Origin of the sequence: Mesorhizobium sp. M0189, assembly GCF_040322135.1 — a bacterium.
GTDB lineage: Bacteria > Pseudomonadota > Alphaproteobacteria > Rhizobiales > Rhizobiaceae > Mesorhizobium.
Genome location: NZ_JAMYSW010000003.1, coordinates 426,927 through 442,162 on the forward strand (window position 1 = coordinate 426,927; position 15,236 = coordinate 442,162).

General features: G+C 62.2%; 16 protein-coding genes. 13 read left to right on the forward strand and 3 right to left on the reverse strand.

Annotation, left to right across the window (positions count from 1 at the left end; all coding sequences use genetic code 11):
* The first annotated feature begins 46 nt into the window (after positions 1–46).
* The 4 genes from NKJ09_RS07875 to tolA all read left to right on the forward strand — a co-directional run bounded on the left by NKJ09_RS07875 (position 47) and on the right by tolA (position 3,174).
* Positions 47–487 (forward strand): SRPBCC family protein, encoded by a 441-nt coding sequence (locus NKJ09_RS07875; RefSeq protein ID WP_023678521.1) that lies wholly within the window; start codon positions 47–49, stop codon positions 485–487.
* Between the two features lie 418 nt (positions 488–905).
* Entirely contained in the window at positions 906–1,487 is a 582-nt protein-coding gene (locus tag NKJ09_RS07880; protein WP_023720938.1) for a VOC family protein, read from the forward strand.
* 27 nt (positions 1,488–1,514) lie between these two features.
* On the forward strand, positions 1,515–2,405 hold the full coding sequence (locus tag NKJ09_RS07885; protein ID WP_023720937.1) for a glutathione S-transferase family protein: 891 nt from the start codon (positions 1,515–1,517) through the stop codon (positions 2,403–2,405).
* A 364-nt stretch (positions 2,406–2,769) separates the two neighbouring features.
* Entirely contained in the window at positions 2,770–3,174 is a 405-nt protein-coding gene (tolA, locus tag NKJ09_RS07890; protein WP_023720935.1) for a cell envelope integrity protein TolA, read from the forward strand.
* A gap of 137 nt (positions 3,175–3,311) precedes the next feature.
* Here tolA and NKJ09_RS07895 read toward each other — a convergent pair whose 3' ends face one another.
* The gene (locus NKJ09_RS07895; protein ID WP_023720934.1) at positions 3,312–3,527 is read right to left on the reverse strand and encodes a hypothetical protein; all 216 of its coding nucleotides are present in this window, start codon (positions 3,525–3,527) and stop codon (positions 3,312–3,314) included.
* A 333-nt stretch (positions 3,528–3,860) separates the two neighbouring features.
* Between NKJ09_RS07895 and NKJ09_RS07900 the strand changes: the two genes are divergently transcribed.
* A complete protein-coding gene (locus NKJ09_RS07900; RefSeq protein ID WP_352494190.1) occupies positions 3,861–4,853 on the forward strand; it encodes a DUF2865 domain-containing protein in 993 nt (330 codons plus the stop codon).
* A 91-nt stretch (positions 4,854–4,944) separates the two neighbouring features.
* On the opposite strand, the gene NKJ09_RS07905 is transcribed toward NKJ09_RS07900, so the two are convergent.
* The gene (locus NKJ09_RS07905; protein ID WP_352494191.1) at positions 4,945–5,298 is read right to left on the reverse strand and encodes a hypothetical protein; all 354 of its coding nucleotides are present in this window, start codon (positions 5,296–5,298) and stop codon (positions 4,945–4,947) included.
* A 661-nt stretch (positions 5,299–5,959) separates the two neighbouring features.
* Between NKJ09_RS07905 and pstS the strand changes: the two genes are divergently transcribed.
* From pstS to phoB, 6 genes are read left to right on the forward strand one after another with little or no spacing between them, the layout of a single operon-like run.
* Positions 5,960–7,021 (forward strand): phosphate ABC transporter substrate-binding protein PstS, encoded by a 1,062-nt coding sequence (pstS, locus tag NKJ09_RS07910; protein ID WP_031194537.1) that lies wholly within the window; start codon positions 5,960–5,962, stop codon positions 7,019–7,021.
* A 59-nt stretch (positions 7,022–7,080) separates the two neighbouring features.
* Positions 7,081–8,067, forward strand: coding sequence for a phosphate ABC transporter permease subunit PstC (pstC, locus tag NKJ09_RS07915; RefSeq protein ID WP_502896305.1), 987 nt, complete (start codon positions 7,081–7,083; stop codon positions 8,065–8,067).
* A 3-nt stretch (positions 8,068–8,070) separates the two neighbouring features.
* Complete coding sequence (gene pstA, locus NKJ09_RS07920; RefSeq protein ID WP_023720929.1) at positions 8,071–8,922, forward strand: phosphate ABC transporter permease PstA; 852 nt, start codon at positions 8,071–8,073, stop codon at positions 8,920–8,922.
* Positions 8,919–9,722: a phosphate ABC transporter ATP-binding protein PstB gene (gene pstB, locus NKJ09_RS07925; RefSeq protein ID WP_352494192.1), complete on the forward strand. Its 804-nt coding sequence runs from the start codon at positions 8,919–8,921 to the stop codon at positions 9,720–9,722. Before pstA ends, pstB begins: the two co-directional genes overlap by 4 nt.
* A 32-nt stretch (positions 9,723–9,754) precedes the next feature.
* Positions 9,755–10,462 (forward strand): phosphate signaling complex protein PhoU, encoded by a 708-nt coding sequence (phoU, locus tag NKJ09_RS07930; protein WP_023720927.1) that lies wholly within the window; start codon positions 9,755–9,757, stop codon positions 10,460–10,462.
* Between the two features lie 16 nt (positions 10,463–10,478).
* Entirely contained in the window at positions 10,479–11,168 is a 690-nt protein-coding gene (gene phoB / locus NKJ09_RS07935; protein ID WP_031194536.1) for a phosphate regulon transcriptional regulator PhoB, read from the forward strand.
* Positions 11,169–11,177: 9 nt separating this feature from the next.
* Here phoB and NKJ09_RS07940 read toward each other — a convergent pair whose 3' ends face one another.
* Positions 11,178–12,422 carry an ROK family protein gene (locus tag NKJ09_RS07940; RefSeq protein WP_023720925.1) on the reverse strand — a complete coding sequence of 415 codons (1,245 nt, stop codon included), beginning with the start codon at positions 12,420–12,422 and terminating at the stop codon, positions 11,178–11,180.
* 286 nt (positions 12,423–12,708) lie between these two features.
* Here NKJ09_RS07940 and xylF point away from each other — a divergent pair, with 286 nt between their 5' ends.
* Both xylF and NKJ09_RS07950 read left to right on the forward strand, forming a co-directional pair.
* A complete protein-coding gene (gene xylF / locus NKJ09_RS07945; RefSeq protein WP_352494193.1) occupies positions 12,709–13,749 on the forward strand; it encodes a D-xylose ABC transporter substrate-binding protein in 1,041 nt (346 codons plus the stop codon).
* 142 nt (positions 13,750–13,891) lie between these two features.
* Positions 13,892–15,223, forward strand: coding sequence for a sugar ABC transporter permease (locus NKJ09_RS07950; RefSeq protein ID WP_352494194.1), 1,332 nt, complete (start codon positions 13,892–13,894; stop codon positions 15,221–15,223).
* The last annotated feature ends 13 nt before the right edge of the window (positions 15,224–15,236 follow it).

Consider the following 15,236-nt stretch of genomic DNA (forward strand, 5'->3'; position numbering starts at 1 on the left):
TTCAATCATGCACGGTATTCGATGCGGATGTGACCTGGAGTGAGCGATGGCGGAATCGGTTTACACAGAGATTGAGGTCGCCGCGCCACAAGCGACCGTGTTCGCGCTTTTGACGGATCCGGACCAGATCGTGCGATGGATCGGGACCGAAGCGAATTTGGATGCATCGCCGGGCGGTCTGTTCCTCGTCAATGTCGGTGGTCGCCATATGGCCCGCGGTGAGTTCACCGAGGTGATCCCGGTCCACCGTCTTGCCTACAGTTTTGGCTGGGAAGACAACGAGACCGTGCCGCCCGGCTCCAGCCATGTCGAGATCGACCTGATCGCGAGGGATGCGGGGACACTGATCCGCTTCACGCACAGCGGACTGCCGAACGCAAAGGAGCGTGACAGCCACCGAAGGGGATGGGAGCACTACCTCTCACGGCTGAAGATCACTGCTGATGGGGGACATGTCGATCCCGACGTGCCGATGAAGAATATGTGATTTTCATCTAAGGGCCGCGGATGCCCGTAATCCGAACCAGGCGCGGCATGCGTCAACGAGGCCCCTTTGACCTGCCGTCGCCAAACCGGCCGCTCGGGAAACCCAGCGACCTGCGGGCTGCCGCACCATTACAGCTGCCGGCGACGGATCGTTTCGGCGAGCTCGGCGAAGGCGTCCGCGATCCCGGTGCCGCTCTTGGCGCCTGCGTGGAGTTCTTGAAACTCAGCGCTTCTGGCGCAACGCCTCGGATTGAATTAGCATCCGTTCATCAAAGCTCCGGCCGCACTCCTGCAGGATGCGGAATGCGGAGCGCAGGCGAGCGAGGCCGGGCGCGGTCACATGCCGGGCGCTGATCCAAGCGCGACTGGGCATCCGAACTTCCGTTCGGCGGCAAGACGGCGTGGCCGGGAGGAGTCAGATGCAGAAGCTGCAATCACAAGGCGTCCATCACATCACGCTGGTCGGCGCCGATCGCCAGAGCTCCATCGATTTCTGGGAAGGCGTGCTCGGCATGCCTTTCATCTTCGAGCAGCCCAACCTCGACAAAGCCAGCGAAAGCCATCTTTATTTCGATCCGGGCGACGGCCGGCTGATCACCGTCTTCACCGACGAGAGCCGCACGCCGGTCAAGCGGCGCACGCCAACCGATACGGGCTGCGTCCATCACATCGCTTTCGCGGTGTCGCGCGTCACCTTTTTGCAGGCGGTCGGCCGGCTCGACGAGCGCGCCATCAAGCACAGCGGCGTCAAGGATCGCGGCTTCATGGACTCGATCTACTTCGAGGATCCGCTCGGCCTGCTGATCGAGCTCGCCTCCTACCGTTTCGAGCCGCCGGCGGGCTTCACCCATGCCGACGTGTTGATGCAGGCGCACAAGATCCGCGTCGCGCGCGGCGACTACGCAATAGCCGAGGTGCATCTCGCCGACGCGATCCAGGCGCTTGTCGAGCGCTCCCGCGCGACCTTGTCGGAAGACCGCGCTCCGAAAGATCCATACTGACGACAGGCCAAACAAAGGGAGGACACAATGGCAAAGACGACAACGAAGAGTGCGAAGAAGCCGGCCGCCAAGGCCGCTCCGAAACCAGTTGCCAAGGCCGCGACAAAGCCTGCAGCCAAGGCGTCGAAAGCGTCCGCCAAGTCGGCAACGAAAGCCGCCGCAAAACCTGCAGCCAAGGCATCCGCGAAGTCCGCGCGGAAGGCCGTAGCGAAATCAGCGAAAAAACCCGCGCTGATGCTCAGCATGCTGAAGCCGAGCGTCAACAATATGAGCGTACGGGTGTTTGCGCGCGCGGCCGGGCTCGACCATTCCGAGACCGACGTATGGGGCCACACGCGCTCGCCTGAATACATGGCGCGAAACCCGGCCCATTTGACGCCGATGATCGAGGACAAGGGCCTGCCGAGAGGTGTCTTGTGGGAAAGCTGCGCCATCATGCAGTACCTCGCCAACAAGCACGGGCTGGAGAAACTATATCCCAAGGCGCCGGCCAAGCGGGCAATGATCGACAGCGCCATGTTCTACCTGATCGGGACGCTCTACCCCTATGTGGCGCGCGCCACCTATCCTGCACTGAATTTCCCGCAATATGCCGGCGAGGTCGGCCACAGCGACGCTCATCCCGACAAGAAGTCGGAAGCCCAAAAGGCCGCTATAGAAGCGATAGCCGAGCCGCTGGAGGTGTTTCACAGCTTCTTCAGGAACGGCAAGCCGTTCATCGGCGGCAAGAACCCGTCGATCGCCGACATCCGTCTGGCGGCGACGCTCGAGTTCCTCGCCGTCATCGACTATGCGCTGCCCCAATGGGCAAAAGACTATATGACGGCGATCGAGAAGAAGCTCGGCAAGGCCTATGCCGAGCCGGCCGGCGATGTGCGCGGCTATATCGCCTATGTGCGGTCGCAGGCCAACGCCTGAGGCACGTGCAGGCCGGCGATCGTCCGTACGTTCTGCAGGAGCCGGTAACGATCTGGGGTAATTCTTTTTTACTCTCCCCTGTTTGCACGATGTGGGGAGCTTAAGGTTTCGTTAACCGAAACCCTTTCTACTGTATCCACCTCCAGCCCGCGACCACGGATGTACTGGCGCGGATGGAAAGCAAAGGTCGGCGGCTCGCCGGCCTTTTGCTTGTTGCAGCCCTGCCGAAGTTGCGGCCGACGGCGCTTCACGACGCCTGCATGGCTGATGAAGCGCGTTGCTGGCACCTTGTCATCGCCGATGTCGGCCCTACCATCGAAGTTAGTCACGTCCTCGAGGGCGGTTCAAGGACAGAGGCCCTGTCATGAAAAGCATTGCTGGAATGGTGGTGATTGCAGGCGCCATGCTGGCGGGCACAGCCGGTCAATCGAATGCAGCAACGCTCAACTCCATGCCCGAGGTCGGGGCTGCCATCCAGGCGTGCTGGACCCCGCCAGCGAATGCCGGGAACTCCACCGTCACCCTGAGCTTCAGCTTCAGGCGCAATGGCACGCTGATCGGCCGGCCCAAGCCGACTGCCATCCGCGTGGCCGGCGACGAGAAGGCGCGGCAAGCTTTTGTCGATGCGGCGATTGCGGCCGTGGACCACTGCCTGCCGTTGAGCCTTTCACCGGCGCTGGCTGAAGGCATCCCGGGCAAGGTGTTCACTCTGCAATTCAACTCGCCCAAACAAAAACAGCCTGCAACGCGGGTGCAGGCTTCGCCTTGATCTTTTCCGACAACCGGATTCTACTTTTCGGGATCTAGCGCATGTCGAGCAAAAGTGTGCAGCGGTTTTGCGACAACGACATGCATAAAACAAGAACCTAAGCGCGTCGCATGAGGCCCGGTCGACCGCGATGCGCTTTAGTGGCGGCTTCGTCTGGCCTCGACATGTCGCGCCAGTTCCGGCATTTCGAAGACATAGTCGCTCCAGGCCGATTCCGGAATCTGGCCGGCGAGATAGCACTCCAGCAAAAGCCTCTGCTCGTGGTCGAGCGGCCTCGGTGTGCGTTCATGGTCCAGCCCAAGTGAATGGAACAGATTCCTGGTCAGGCCCGCGACAGTGAAATGAATCGACATTTGCGGTCTCTTCCTTTGGCCGCTCAACGCCGAACTTGGGGCTAAGGTTTCAGCAACGGCCGGCCGGTAACGCCGGATTGATCGCGGTGCGGAACCGGCCGGGTGCTTCAAACTTCGCCGTGGCGCGAGTTCGCCGGCGTTGCTGCCGGTTCGTCTCAATCTTGAAATAAAAATGTAATATTGAATTTACGCCAGTGGATATAATACACTAGAACTAAAGTCTCTGGTGGCGGGGCGGTCTACTTCAATTAGGTAAAACTGATTTAGCCAGTACTTATCCATAGTCGACAAAGAAATCCTGTTCTCGGCGCAACAAGGACAATGGTCGCTCCAATGACACGCTTCTGGCTTCTCACGATTCTGATGCTGGTGTCGGCAATAGCCGTTGCGCTCGGCACGTCCTCCTCCTATGCGGATAGCTGCGGCGCGATCAGGAGCCAATTGCTTTCGGCGGGGCGTGACGCCGGGACCAGCCCCGAGCTTGCCCAACTACGCCGGCAACTCGCCGCGATTCAAAGGCTGGAGAGACAGCGCCGATGCACGGCGAAAACGGCCGGGTTCTTCTTCAACCCCTGCGCCGACCTCGTAAGCAGCAAGGCGGAGGTGCAACGGCAGATCGCCAGACTGTCGAATTCGGGCAGGGACACCTCCGGCCTGAAGGCCAGATTCGTCGCGCTGGGCTGCGCCGCCCCCGCTGCCAAGAAGCAGCAGGCGCAGCAAGACCAGCCGCCGGCGCAGCAGCGCACAGCACCCAAAACCCAGTCCGCAGGCGCAACAATGGGTGGCAATCGGATGCTGTTTTGCGTTCGCTTGTCGGACGGATATTTCTTCCCCGCGCCAAAATCGCAGTTCGCCAAGAACGACGATCTGAAGGAAACGGTCGATCAGTGCCGCTATATCTGCGACGATGCCGGCGTCGAACTCTATACGCTGAGCGATGCCACCCGCGAGACCGAAGAGATGATCGCGCTCGAGACGCAAAAGCCCTATGTGGAGCTTGCGACCGCCTTCAGGTACCGCGACGACGCGAACTTCAAGGCCTGCGACGTCAAGCGCTATTACCAGCGCGTCGCCGAACTCAGGGCACGAACCGTGACACCGGCCAACATGAGCAACGCCATCATTCCGTTGCCGACGGCAAAGCCGGATTTTGGCAGCGTCGCGGAAATTCCTGAATCCGGGATCGAAACCGCCGGTACCGCTCTCGCAGGGGCAAAAACGCCGGTTGCCGAGGTGCCAGGGGCTGCCCAGCATCAGTCGGTCGAAAGAGCGATCGGCGCGCGGCCGGTGAGAGTGGTCGGGCCGGCCTTTTTCCCGGCGGACTGACCAGGGCAGGCGATGTCCCGAGACGGCGAACGGCTGGCCGGATAGCCGCTTCAAGGCCTACAGCCGCACGTATCGACCGACGGCCGGTTGGTTATTCGCAGACCATGCGGGCCCGTTTGCCGGGCAGGCTGACATTCCTGCAGGTGAGCGGCTTCGCCGGCTCCGATGACAGCATGGGCGGGTTGGCGACGACCTTCCTTCGTGGCGCTGCAACGGAAGCTGCGCTCCTGCGCACCGCCGGCCTTTTCGGCGTTTGAGGCGCCACAGGAAAGACATCGGTCTCCAGCTGCGACTGTTCGGCTTGCGCCTGCGGAGAAGGCCGGTCCCAGAAACGGCGAACATCGAGCGGCTTGGGAATGATCACGGTGCCGTCATAGCTGCGCGCGCAGCCGGTTCCCAGAAGCAGCGCCAGGCACAGGAAGACAGGCAGAATCCGTCGAAACATCAGCAACACCCCTGCAAGCTTATAACGCTGCTTCGGCCCAACCGACAACCGGCGGAATAGTGCAGAGGGAGTAGGTAAGGTGAAGTAGAAATCGCCGCACTTCCAGTCGAAGGCCCCGCTCGAAAGATCGATCGCCGGGTCGGGCGCGGATGGAGGTCCAGCGCGAGGCGAATTAAAACCTTGCGATTCGTCACCGCTTCCAGCGTAAGGCCATGGTGCGATCGCACCATACCCAATGGCGCGCTCAGTCGCGACAATGGGATATTCGAAGTTCCGCTCCTCCAGTTACGGGCGGGAGCAGCGACCGCCGGCAAGAAACAGGGTCAGATTTACCCCAACGGACCTGTTTCGGCGATGGCGCGGCCATGACACGTTCTGGCTGCATGCAATGCGCTCCCGTCCGGCTTTTTTCTTCTCAAGGTCAGTGGCTGCTATCGTCGAGCGGACAAAGCCGGCCGGAATTCACGCAAGCTGCTGATTCCAGCGGCAAACCGCGGCCCATGCCGACAAAGCCCGCGGCCGTTCCTTCTTAACCCGGCTGGACGACGTTACCGGAGCGACATGAAACTGTCATGCGACTGTAATAATCGGGGGCTATTGGCCTCAGCGGGCGCCGGAGGAATGGCGCCGAGAGACCATATTCCGAACAGGAGCAGGCCACATGAGACATTTCATCCGCTCGGCGGCCGTTGCGATTGCAATGGCTGCGGCGACGACTACCCTCACCCTGTCCGCCGCGCTCGCCGCGGACATCTCCGGCGCCGGCGCCACCTTCCCCTACCCGATCTATGCGAAGTGGGCCGACACTTACAAGAAAGACACCGGCATTGGGCTTAACTATCAGTCGATCGGTTCCGGCGGCGGCATCAAGCAGATCAAAGCCAAGACCGTTACCTTCGGCGCTTCTGATGCGCCGCTGAAAGGCGAAGAGCTTGAATCGTCCGGATTGGCTCAGTTCCCGATGGTGATGGGCGGCATCGTTCCCGTCGTCAACCTCGAAGGCATCAAGCCGGGCGAGTTGGTTCTCGACGGCCCGACGCTGGCCGACATCTTCCTCGGCAAGATCACGAGCTGGGATGACGAGGCGATCAAGAAGCTCAATCCCGACGTCAAGCTGCCTTCGCAGGCGATCGCGGTCGTTCACCGTTCCGATGGGTCGGGCACGACGTTCAACTTCACATACTACCTCGGCGACGTCAGCGCGGACTGGAAAGAAAAGGTCGGCGTCGACAAGGCCGTGGAATGGCCCGTGGGCATCGGCGCCAAGGGCAATGAGGGCGTTGCCAACAACGTCTCCCAGACCGGCGGCGCGATCGGCTATGTCGAATACGCCTATGCCAAGCAGAACAAGCTCACCCACACCGATATGATCAACAAGGACGGCAAGAAGGTCGAACCCACCGCGGCGGCATTCTCGGCGGCAGCGGCCAATGCCGACTGGAGCTCGCAGCCGGGCTATGGCGTCATCCTCGCCAACGAGCCGGGCGCCGAGTCCTGGCCAATGACGGCGGCGACGTGGATCCTCCTGTACAAGAAGCCGGACGACGCGGCGACCACCGGCGAAGCGCTCAAATTCTTCGCCTGGGCATACGACAAGGGCGACGAGATGGCCGGCGAGCTGGACTACGTTCCGATGCCCGACAAGGTGGTCGAGAGCGTCAAGGCCATGTGGGCCAAGGAAGTCGTCGGCAGCGACGGCAAGCCGCTCTACTCGGCTATGTAATCTCCTCCAGGGAGGGCGTCGACGGCGCCCTCCCTGTTGCCTTCAATCGCGAGGACCCAATGACCATCGCTTCCGATGCCATGCTATCATCTGCAGCCCGGGCCAGGGAAGCTACGGTGCGGCGCTTCGCGCTCACAGACGCCATATTCCGCGGACTCACCCGCGCTTCCGCAATTCTTGTGCTGGTCATCCTCGGTGGTGTCGCAATCTCGCTGTTTGCCGGCTCATGGCAGGCCCTGTCGTCCTTCGGGTTCTCTTTCCTGACGACTGAAAGCTGGAATCCGGTAACGGAAAAATTTGGCGCGCTGGCGCCGATCTACGGCACGCTGGTCACGGCGGCCATCGCCATCCTGATCGCGGTTCCGATCGGCATCGGCATTGCCGTGTTTCTCACCGAACTCTGCCCGCGCCCGCTCAGGCGCCCGATCGGCATAGCGGTCGAGCTGTTGGCCGGCATTCCCTCGATCATCTACGGCATCTGGGGCCTGTTCGTGTTCGCGCCGTTCCTGCAGACGACGATACAGCCCTTCATCATCAACATCTTCCACGGCGTGCCGGGACTATCCAGCCTTTTCGCCGGCCCTCCTTACGGCATCGGCCTTCTGACCTCGGCGCTGATCCTCGCCATCATGGTGCTGCCCTTCATCACCTCGATCACCAAGGACGTCTTCGATACGGTGCCGGCGGTGCTGAAGGAATCGGCCTACGGCATCGGTTGCACGACCTGGGAAGTGACCCGGCGCGTGGTCATTCCCTATACCCGCATCGGTATCATGGGCGGCGTCATGCTTGGCCTCGGCCGCGCGCTCGGCGAAACCATGGCGGTGACCTTCGTCATCGGCAACGCCCACCGCATCAGCGCCTCCCTGTTCGCGCCGGGCACGACCATCTCGGCGACCATCGCCAATGAATTCACCGAGGCCGACGGCGATCTCTACACCTCTTCCCTGGTTTCGCTCGGCCTGATCCTGTTCGTCATCACTTTCCTGATCCTTGCCGCCGCCCGCTATATGCTGATGCGGATCGACGCCCGTACGGGAGCCTGACCGATGTCGACATCCTCATCGCTCCACAGCCGCCGCAAAGCCAGGAATTCGGTGATGATGGCGCTTTGCGTCGTCGCCGCCGGCATCGGGCTTGCCTGGCTGGCGCTCATTCTCGGTGCACTGGTCTATAAGGGCACAGCCGGGCTTTCGTTCGCGGTCTTCACCGAGATGACGCCACCGCCAGGCGAGGCCGGCGGCCTGCTCAATGCAATCGCGGGCAGCCTGCTGATGACGATCATCGCCGTTGTCGTCGGCACGCCGATCGGCGTGCTGGCGGGAACCTACATGGCCGAATATGGGCGTTTCTCGCGCATCACCACCGTCGTGCGCTTCATCAACGACATCCTGTTGTCGGCGCCCTCGATCATCATCGGCTTGTTCGTCTATGAGTTGATGGTGCGGCCAATGGGGCATTTCTCGGCCATAGCCGGCGCCGTTGCGCTTGCCATCCTGGTCATTCCGGTGGTCGTGCGCACCACTGAAGACATGCTCAACCTGGTGCCGAACGCGTTGCGTGAAGCCGGTGCCGCGATCGGCGCGCCGCGTTGGGTGGTGATCCGTTCGGTCGCCTACCGCGCCGCATTGTCCGGCATCGTCACCGGCATATTGCTGGCGATAGCACGCATTTCCGGCGAGACGGCGCCGCTGCTCTTCACCGCGCTCAACAACCAGTTCTGGAGCAGCAATATCAACGCGCCGATGGCCAGCCTGCCGGTGACCATCTTCCAGTTCGCTCTCAGCCCTTACGAGGAATGGCAGCAACTGGCGTGGACCGGCGCACTCATAATCACCCTGACGGTTCTGGGCTTGAGCATCCTCGCCCGCAGCCTTACCGGACGCAGAGAGGACAGATGACACAGATGTTGTCCGCGGACATGACGATGACCGAAACGGTCGCCGAGAAGACGAAGATCGAGGTCAAGAACCTCAACTTCTACTACGGCCAGAGCAAGGCGTTGAAGGACATCACCTTGTCGCTGCCCGAGCGCAGCGTCACTGCCTTCATCGGCCCTTCGGGCTGCGGGAAATCGACGCTGCTGCGTGTGTTCAACCGCATCTACGAACTCTACCCGAAGCAGACAGCCGAGGGCCAGGTGCTGCTCGACGGCAAGAACATTCTCGACCGCTCGCAGGATCTCAATCTCCTGAGGACCAAGATCGGCATGGTGTTCCAGAAGCCGACGCCGTTCCCTATGTCGATCTACGAGAACATCGCCTTCGGGGTCAGGCTCTATGAGAATCTCGGCAAGTCCGAAATGGACGGCCGCGTCGAACAAGCGTTGAAGCGGGCCGCGCTGTGGGGCGAGGTCAAGGACAAGCTCAACGCCAGCGGCTTGAGCCTGTCAGGCGGCCAGCAGCAGCGGCTTTGCATTGCCCGCACCGTGGCGGTGAAGCCGGAAGTCATTCTGCTCGACGAGCCGGCTTCGGCACTCGACCCGCTGTCGACCGCCAAGATCGAGGAGCTGATAGACGAGTTGCAAGCCGATTACACGATCGTCATCGTCACCCACAACATGCAGCAGGCGGCGCGCGTGTCGCGCCAGACCGCCTTCATGTATCTGGGTGAACTGGTCGAGTTCGACCGGACCGAGAAGATCTTTACGTCGCCCCGCGAGAAGCGCACGCAGGATTACATCACCGGCCGCTTCGGCTGAGCCGTTCCGATCATGCATATAAGGACAGGACCATGGGCGAACACACAGTCGCTTCTTTCGACGAGGATCTCGAGCAGATCAGCAAGCTGATCCGCGACATGGCCGACCTCGCCGGTTCGATGGTCGGCGGGGCGACCAAGGCCCTGTTGAATTCTGACAACGTGCTGGCGCAACGCGTCGTTTCCGACGATGCCATCATGGATGCGCGTCAACGCGAACTGGACGACCGCGCCATCACCCTGATCGCCAAGCGCCAGCCGATGGCCCACGATCTGCGCCATGTCGTCGGGGCGATCCGCATGGCCGGCGATCTCGAACGCATCGGCGACCTTGCCAAGAATATCGCCAAGCGTGTGAGTGCGGTCGGCCTTAGCGTCACACCGCGCGACCTATCGCATTCCATCGATGCGATGGCGCAGCTGGTGCTCATCCAGGTGCAGGGCGTCATCGAGGAGTATGCTGCAGGCGATGCGGCCGCGTTGGCCAAGCTACGCGCCGCCGACGAGCGCATCGACGTCAAATATACGTCGGTGTTCCGCGAACTGTTGACCTACATGATGGAAGACCCGCGCAACATCACCGCTTGCACGCATCTGCTGTTCTGCGCCAAGAATCTGGAGCGGATCGGCGACCATGTCACCAACATCGCCGAAAATGCGTATTATGTGCTGACCGGCGAGCAATTGCCGGTCAATCGTCCGAAGCAAGACGAAACGACAATGTCCGCACCGGCGACATGATGGGGGTGCCCAGCCGATGATCGCACCACGCATAATGGTGGTGGAGGACGAGGAGCCGTTGGGTGTGCTGCTCCGCTACAATCTCGAATCCGAAGGCTACCAGGTCGAGGTGGTGACACGCGGCGACGAAGCCGAGATCCGTTTGCAGGAGAATGTGCCCGATCTTCTGGTGCTCGACTGGATGATACCAGCGGTTTCCGGCATCGAGCTCTGCCGCCGGTTGCGGGTGCGCCCCGAAACCGAACGGCTGCCGATCATCATGCTGACCGCGCGCGGCGAGGAGAGCGACCGGGTACGCGGTCTTTCGACCGGCGCCGACGACTATCTGGTCAAACCGTTTTCGACACCGGAATTCATGGCCAGGGTCAAGGCGCTGCTGCGCCGCGCCAAGCCGGAAGTGCTGTCCAGCGTGCTGAAGGTCGGCGACATCGTGCTCGATCGCGAATCGCACAGGGTGTATCGCAAGAAGACCGAGATCCGGCTCGGGCCGACCGAATTCCGGCTGCTCGAATTCATGATGCGGCATCCGGGCCGCGTCTTCTCGCGCAGCCAGTTACTCGATAATGTCTGGGGCGAGACGATCTATATCGACGAACGCACCGTCGACGTGCATGTCGGGCGGCTGCGCAAAGCCGTCAACAACGGCCGCATGCCTGATGTCATCCGCACCATCCGCGGTGCCGGCTACGCGATCAGGGAAGATTGACCCGCCCAGTCAGGCTACGTTCTTTCTGACGCCGGGCCTCATTTGCGCGCCCGGCGCGAAAATCTGCTGGTCGACGAAGCTTAACGCCCGCATTGCACAGCCTTCGCGGATCAGCGGCAATTCGTTCGGCTCGGTATCGAAGGAGATCGAGCCCGAATGCTGGCCGCCGGCGGTCTGGGCGATGGCCTTCCGCAAGGCCGGCTCGATCAGATCAAAGGCGGCGGCACTGGCGCCGACCATTGCGACCGGTGCCGGATCGATCAGCGCGAACAGCGAGCCGAGACCGAAACCCAGCGCTTCGCCGGCCTTGCGGTAGGCTTCGCGTTCCGGCCCGTCCTTCTCGCGCGCCCGAACCGCCAGCGCGCGCATGTCGGCGTCGCTGACGTCGGCGACCGGTTGGCTGTCTTCGCTCATCTGCGTGGCGTTGCGCCAGATGGCGTAATTGCCGGCATAGGCCTCGATGCAGCCGCGCCGCCCGCAACGGCAGAGCGCGCCGCCCGGACGATGGATCATGTGGCCAAACTCGCCGCCCGAGGAATGCGTGCCGGTGAACAGCTCGCCCTTCAACACCAGCCCCATGCCGATGCCGTGCGAAAGCAGGATGGCGATGAAGTCGTCGCGATAGCGATCCGGATCGCGCCAGCGCAAAGCCACCGCCATCATATTGCAGTCGTTCTCCACCGTGGCCGGGATGCCGAATTCATCTTCCAGCATGTCGGCAAAGGCGATGTCCGTCTGGGGCGTGATCGGCGACCACAGCATGGCGCGTGCAGGGGAGTCGGTAATTCCCTGAATCGCCAGGGCGATGCGGGCGACACTGCGGACGTCAAGATCTGGATCGTCCAGCCGGCGCCGGACGATGGCCATGCATTCGCGGATCAGTTCGTCGCGCGGCATGGTCAGCGTGTCCAGCCGGCGCTGTTCCTCGGCGACCACCTGCCCCGCATAGTCGATGATGGCGGCCGACAGGAAATTCAGCGACAACACCACGGTCAGCACCGCCGCCGCTTCCGGATTGAGGGCGAGGCCGACCTGCGGACGACCGCGTTTCAACGAAACGGGTTCGCTTGCCTTGCTCTCGGCGAGGATGCCTTCCCGTATCAGGTCGGAGGAGATCGCCGATATGGTCGAATGGCTGAGGCCGGTGGTTGCGGCGATCTCCGTACGCGATGGCTGGCCGGCCCGGCGCACGGCCGAGATCACCATCGCCCGGTTGCGCCGGCGCAAATCGTCATGGCGGATTCCGACCGACATCGTTTTGCTTTCCTCCCGGTTTGCCGCGGCCGCTCATGAACCGGAAGCCGTCGGTAATGCCGACAAATAGTGTCGGATGAGGCAAATAGTGTCAGATGCAGGTGGCGCTGTCATCGTTTATTCCGAAGCTCGAAAAAAGTCGCAGCAACATCAAAATCCATCAGAATCGATGTTGACAGCAGCGGGAGATCGGGCCAGTATTTTTTCGAGGCTCGAAAAAATTAGCGCCTCTAAGCTGGCCTTTGGGGCCAATTGGTCACGCCGTACGCGGCGCAGGGAGGATATGATGAAGAAATTCACGACCGCCATTCTGGCGGGTGTCGCCATGACGCTGGCGCTTGCGTCGGTGGCGCAGGCTAAAGACAAGGTCATCGGCGTTTCCTGGTCGAACTTCCAGGAAGAGCGCTGGAAGACCGACGAAGCCGCAATGAAGGCGGCCATCGAGGCTGCCGGCGACAAGTATATCTCCGCCGACGCACAGTCCAATCCGGGCAAGCAGCTCACCGACGTCGAGAGCCTGATCTCGCAGGGCGCCAACGCACTGATCATCCTGGCGCAGGACGCCTCGGCGATAGGGCCGGCCGTGCAAAAGGCGCTGGACGAAGGTATTCCGGTTGTCGGCTACGACCGGCTGATCGAGAACAAGGACGTCTTTTACCTGACCTTCGACAACAAGGAAGTCGGCCGCATGCAGGCCCGCGACGTGTTCAAGGTGAAGCCGGAAGGCAACTATGTCTTCATCAAGGGCTCGGGCGCCGATCCGAATGCCGATTTCCTTTTTGCCGGTTCGATGGAAGTGCTGAAGGACGCCATCGACAGCGGCAAGATCAAGAATGTCGGCGAGGCCTATACCGACGGCTGGCTGCCGGCCAACGCCCAGAAGAACATGGAACAGTTCCTGACCGCGAACGACAACAAGGTCGATGCGGTGGTCGCCGCTAACGACGGCACTGCCGGCGGCGTCGTCGCCGCACTGACGGCGCAAGGGTTGGCTGGATCGGTTCCGGTCTCGGGCCAGGACGGCGACCACGCCGCGCTGAACCGCATCGCGCTCGGCACACAGACGGTCTCGGTGTGGAAGGACGCGCGCGAGCTCGGCAAGAACGCCGCCGAGATCGCCTCGCAATTGGCCGACGGCAAGCAGATGACCGACATTGCCGGCGTGAAGGATTTCACCACGCCCGGCGGCAACACCGTAAAGTCCCTGTTCCTGACCCCGGTCGCCATCACCAAGGACAACCTCAACGTCGTCATCGACGCCGGCTGGATCAAGAAAGAAGAGGTCTGCGCGGGCGTGGCGGCGGGCGCTGTTCCGGTCTGCAACTGATCCGAGTTTCCGAGAAGTCCGAACGCCGCGGCCGCTTGCCGCGGCGTTTTTTCAAGAAAGAATTGTTTTTCCGCTTCCGGCGGATAACTTCTAGGCTGCTTCCGGCATCCGCGGCAGACGGCAACCCGGCGGGAGAAACATCATGACCGACACGACTTCCAACACGCCGGTCGACAGCTCGACGGCAGACCGGGCGCGGGAATCGGAGGCCGGCGTCGTTGCCCGATTTCTCAAGGCAACCGAACTCGACACGCGCATGCTCGGCATGGTCGGCGCGCTGCTGGTCATCTGGGTCGGGATCCACATACTGTCGGGCGGGCTCTTCCTGACGCCGCGCAATCTCTGGAACCTTTCGGTGCAGACCTCGTCGGTGGCGATCATGGCGACCGGCATGGTGCTGGTCATCGTGATGCGTAACATCGATCTTTCCGTCGGCTCCGTGGAAGGCGTGATCGGCATGGTGATGGGCGTGGCGCAGGCCGAATTCCTCGTCCGCATCATGGGATTTCAGCTTGGCAGCCCCTGGCTGTGGGTCATCGCACTGGCCGCCGGCCTGGTGCTCGGCCTGGCTATCGGAGCGTTTCAGGGTTTCATCATCGCCTATCTCCAGGTTCCTGCCTTTATCGTGACGCTCGGCGGATTGCTGGTCTGGCGCGGCATGGCATGGCTGATCACCAGCGGGCGCACCGTTGCGCCGCTGGACAGGACCTTCCAGCTGATGGGCGGCGGACCACGGGGCTCGATCGGCGCCACCTGGAGCTGGATCGTCGGTGTCCTCGCCTGCGCGGCCGTTGCCTTCATGCTCTTCAACGGCCGCTCGCAGCGCAAGCGCTTCAACTTTCCGCTGCGCCCTGTCTGGGCGGAAAGCTTGCTCGGCGTGATAGCCTGCGCCGCCATCCTCGGCGCCGTGTGGATCGCCAATTCCTATCCTTGGCCGGTCGGCATCGTACGCCAATATGCCCAGCAGAACGGCATCACCGTTCCCGAGGGCGGGTTGTTCATCGCCCACGGCATCGCCATACCTGTGCTGATGGCCGTGGCCGCGGGCATCGTCATGACCTTCATCACCAGACGCACCCGTTTCGGCCGCTATGTCTTTGCCATAGGCGGCAATCCGGAAGCGGCCGAACTCGCCGGCATCAACACACGCTGGGTCACCATGAAGGTGTTCATGATCATGGGCGTGCTGGCCGCGATCAGTGCGGCGATCGCATCGGCGCGCCTCAACGCGTCGACTAATGCGCTGGGGACCCTGGACGAGCTGCTGGTCATCGCGGCGGCCGTGATCGGCGGCACGTCGCTCGCCGGCGGCTCCGGCACGGTGCTCGGCGCCATGCTCGGCGCGCTTTTGATGCAGTCGCTGCAATCCGGCATGGTGCTGCTCGGCATCGATTCGCCGCTGCAGAGCATCGTTGTCGGCGCCGTGCTGGTGGTCGCGGTGTGGCTCGATACCGTCTATCGCAAACGGGTCTAGTGAGGAGAACGAG

Coding starts and splice junctions, on each gene's coding strand:
- NKJ09_RS07875 (WP_023678521.1), top strand. CDS start 47: ATGGCGGAATCGGTTTACACAGAGATTGAGGTCGCCGCGCCACAAGCG.
- NKJ09_RS07880 (WP_023720938.1), top strand. CDS start 906: ATGCAGAAGCTGCAATCACAAGGCGTCCATCACATCACGCTGGTCGGC.
- NKJ09_RS07885 (WP_023720937.1), top strand. CDS start 1,515: ATGGCAAAGACGACAACGAAGAGTGCGAAGAAGCCGGCCGCCAAGGCC.
- tolA (WP_023720935.1), top strand. CDS start 2,770: ATGAAAAGCATTGCTGGAATGGTGGTGATTGCAGGCGCCATGCTGGCG.
- NKJ09_RS07895 (WP_023720934.1), bottom strand. CDS start 3,527: ATGTCGATTCATTTCACTGTCGCGGGCCTGACCAGGAATCTGTTCCAT.
- NKJ09_RS07900 (WP_352494190.1), top strand. CDS start 3,861: ATGACACGCTTCTGGCTTCTCACGATTCTGATGCTGGTGTCGGCAATA.
- NKJ09_RS07905 (WP_352494191.1), bottom strand. CDS start 5,298: ATGTTTCGACGGATTCTGCCTGTCTTCCTGTGCCTGGCGCTGCTTCTG.
- pstS (WP_031194537.1), top strand. CDS start 5,960: ATGAGACATTTCATCCGCTCGGCGGCCGTTGCGATTGCAATGGCTGCG.
- pstC (WP_502896305.1), top strand. CDS start 7,081: ATGACCATCGCTTCCGATGCCATGCTATCATCTGCAGCCCGGGCCAGG.
- pstA (WP_023720929.1), top strand. CDS start 8,071: ATGTCGACATCCTCATCGCTCCACAGCCGCCGCAAAGCCAGGAATTCG.
- pstB (WP_352494192.1), top strand. CDS start 8,919: ATGACACAGATGTTGTCCGCGGACATGACGATGACCGAAACGGTCGCC.
- phoU (WP_023720927.1), top strand. CDS start 9,755: ATGGGCGAACACACAGTCGCTTCTTTCGACGAGGATCTCGAGCAGATC.
- phoB (WP_031194536.1), top strand. CDS start 10,479: ATGATCGCACCACGCATAATGGTGGTGGAGGACGAGGAGCCGTTGGGT.
- NKJ09_RS07940 (WP_023720925.1), bottom strand. CDS start 12,422: ATGTCGGTCGGAATCCGCCATGACGATTTGCGCCGGCGCAACCGGGCG.
- xylF (WP_352494193.1), top strand. CDS start 12,709: ATGAAGAAATTCACGACCGCCATTCTGGCGGGTGTCGCCATGACGCTG.
- NKJ09_RS07950 (WP_352494194.1), top strand. CDS start 13,892: ATGACCGACACGACTTCCAACACGCCGGTCGACAGCTCGACGGCAGAC.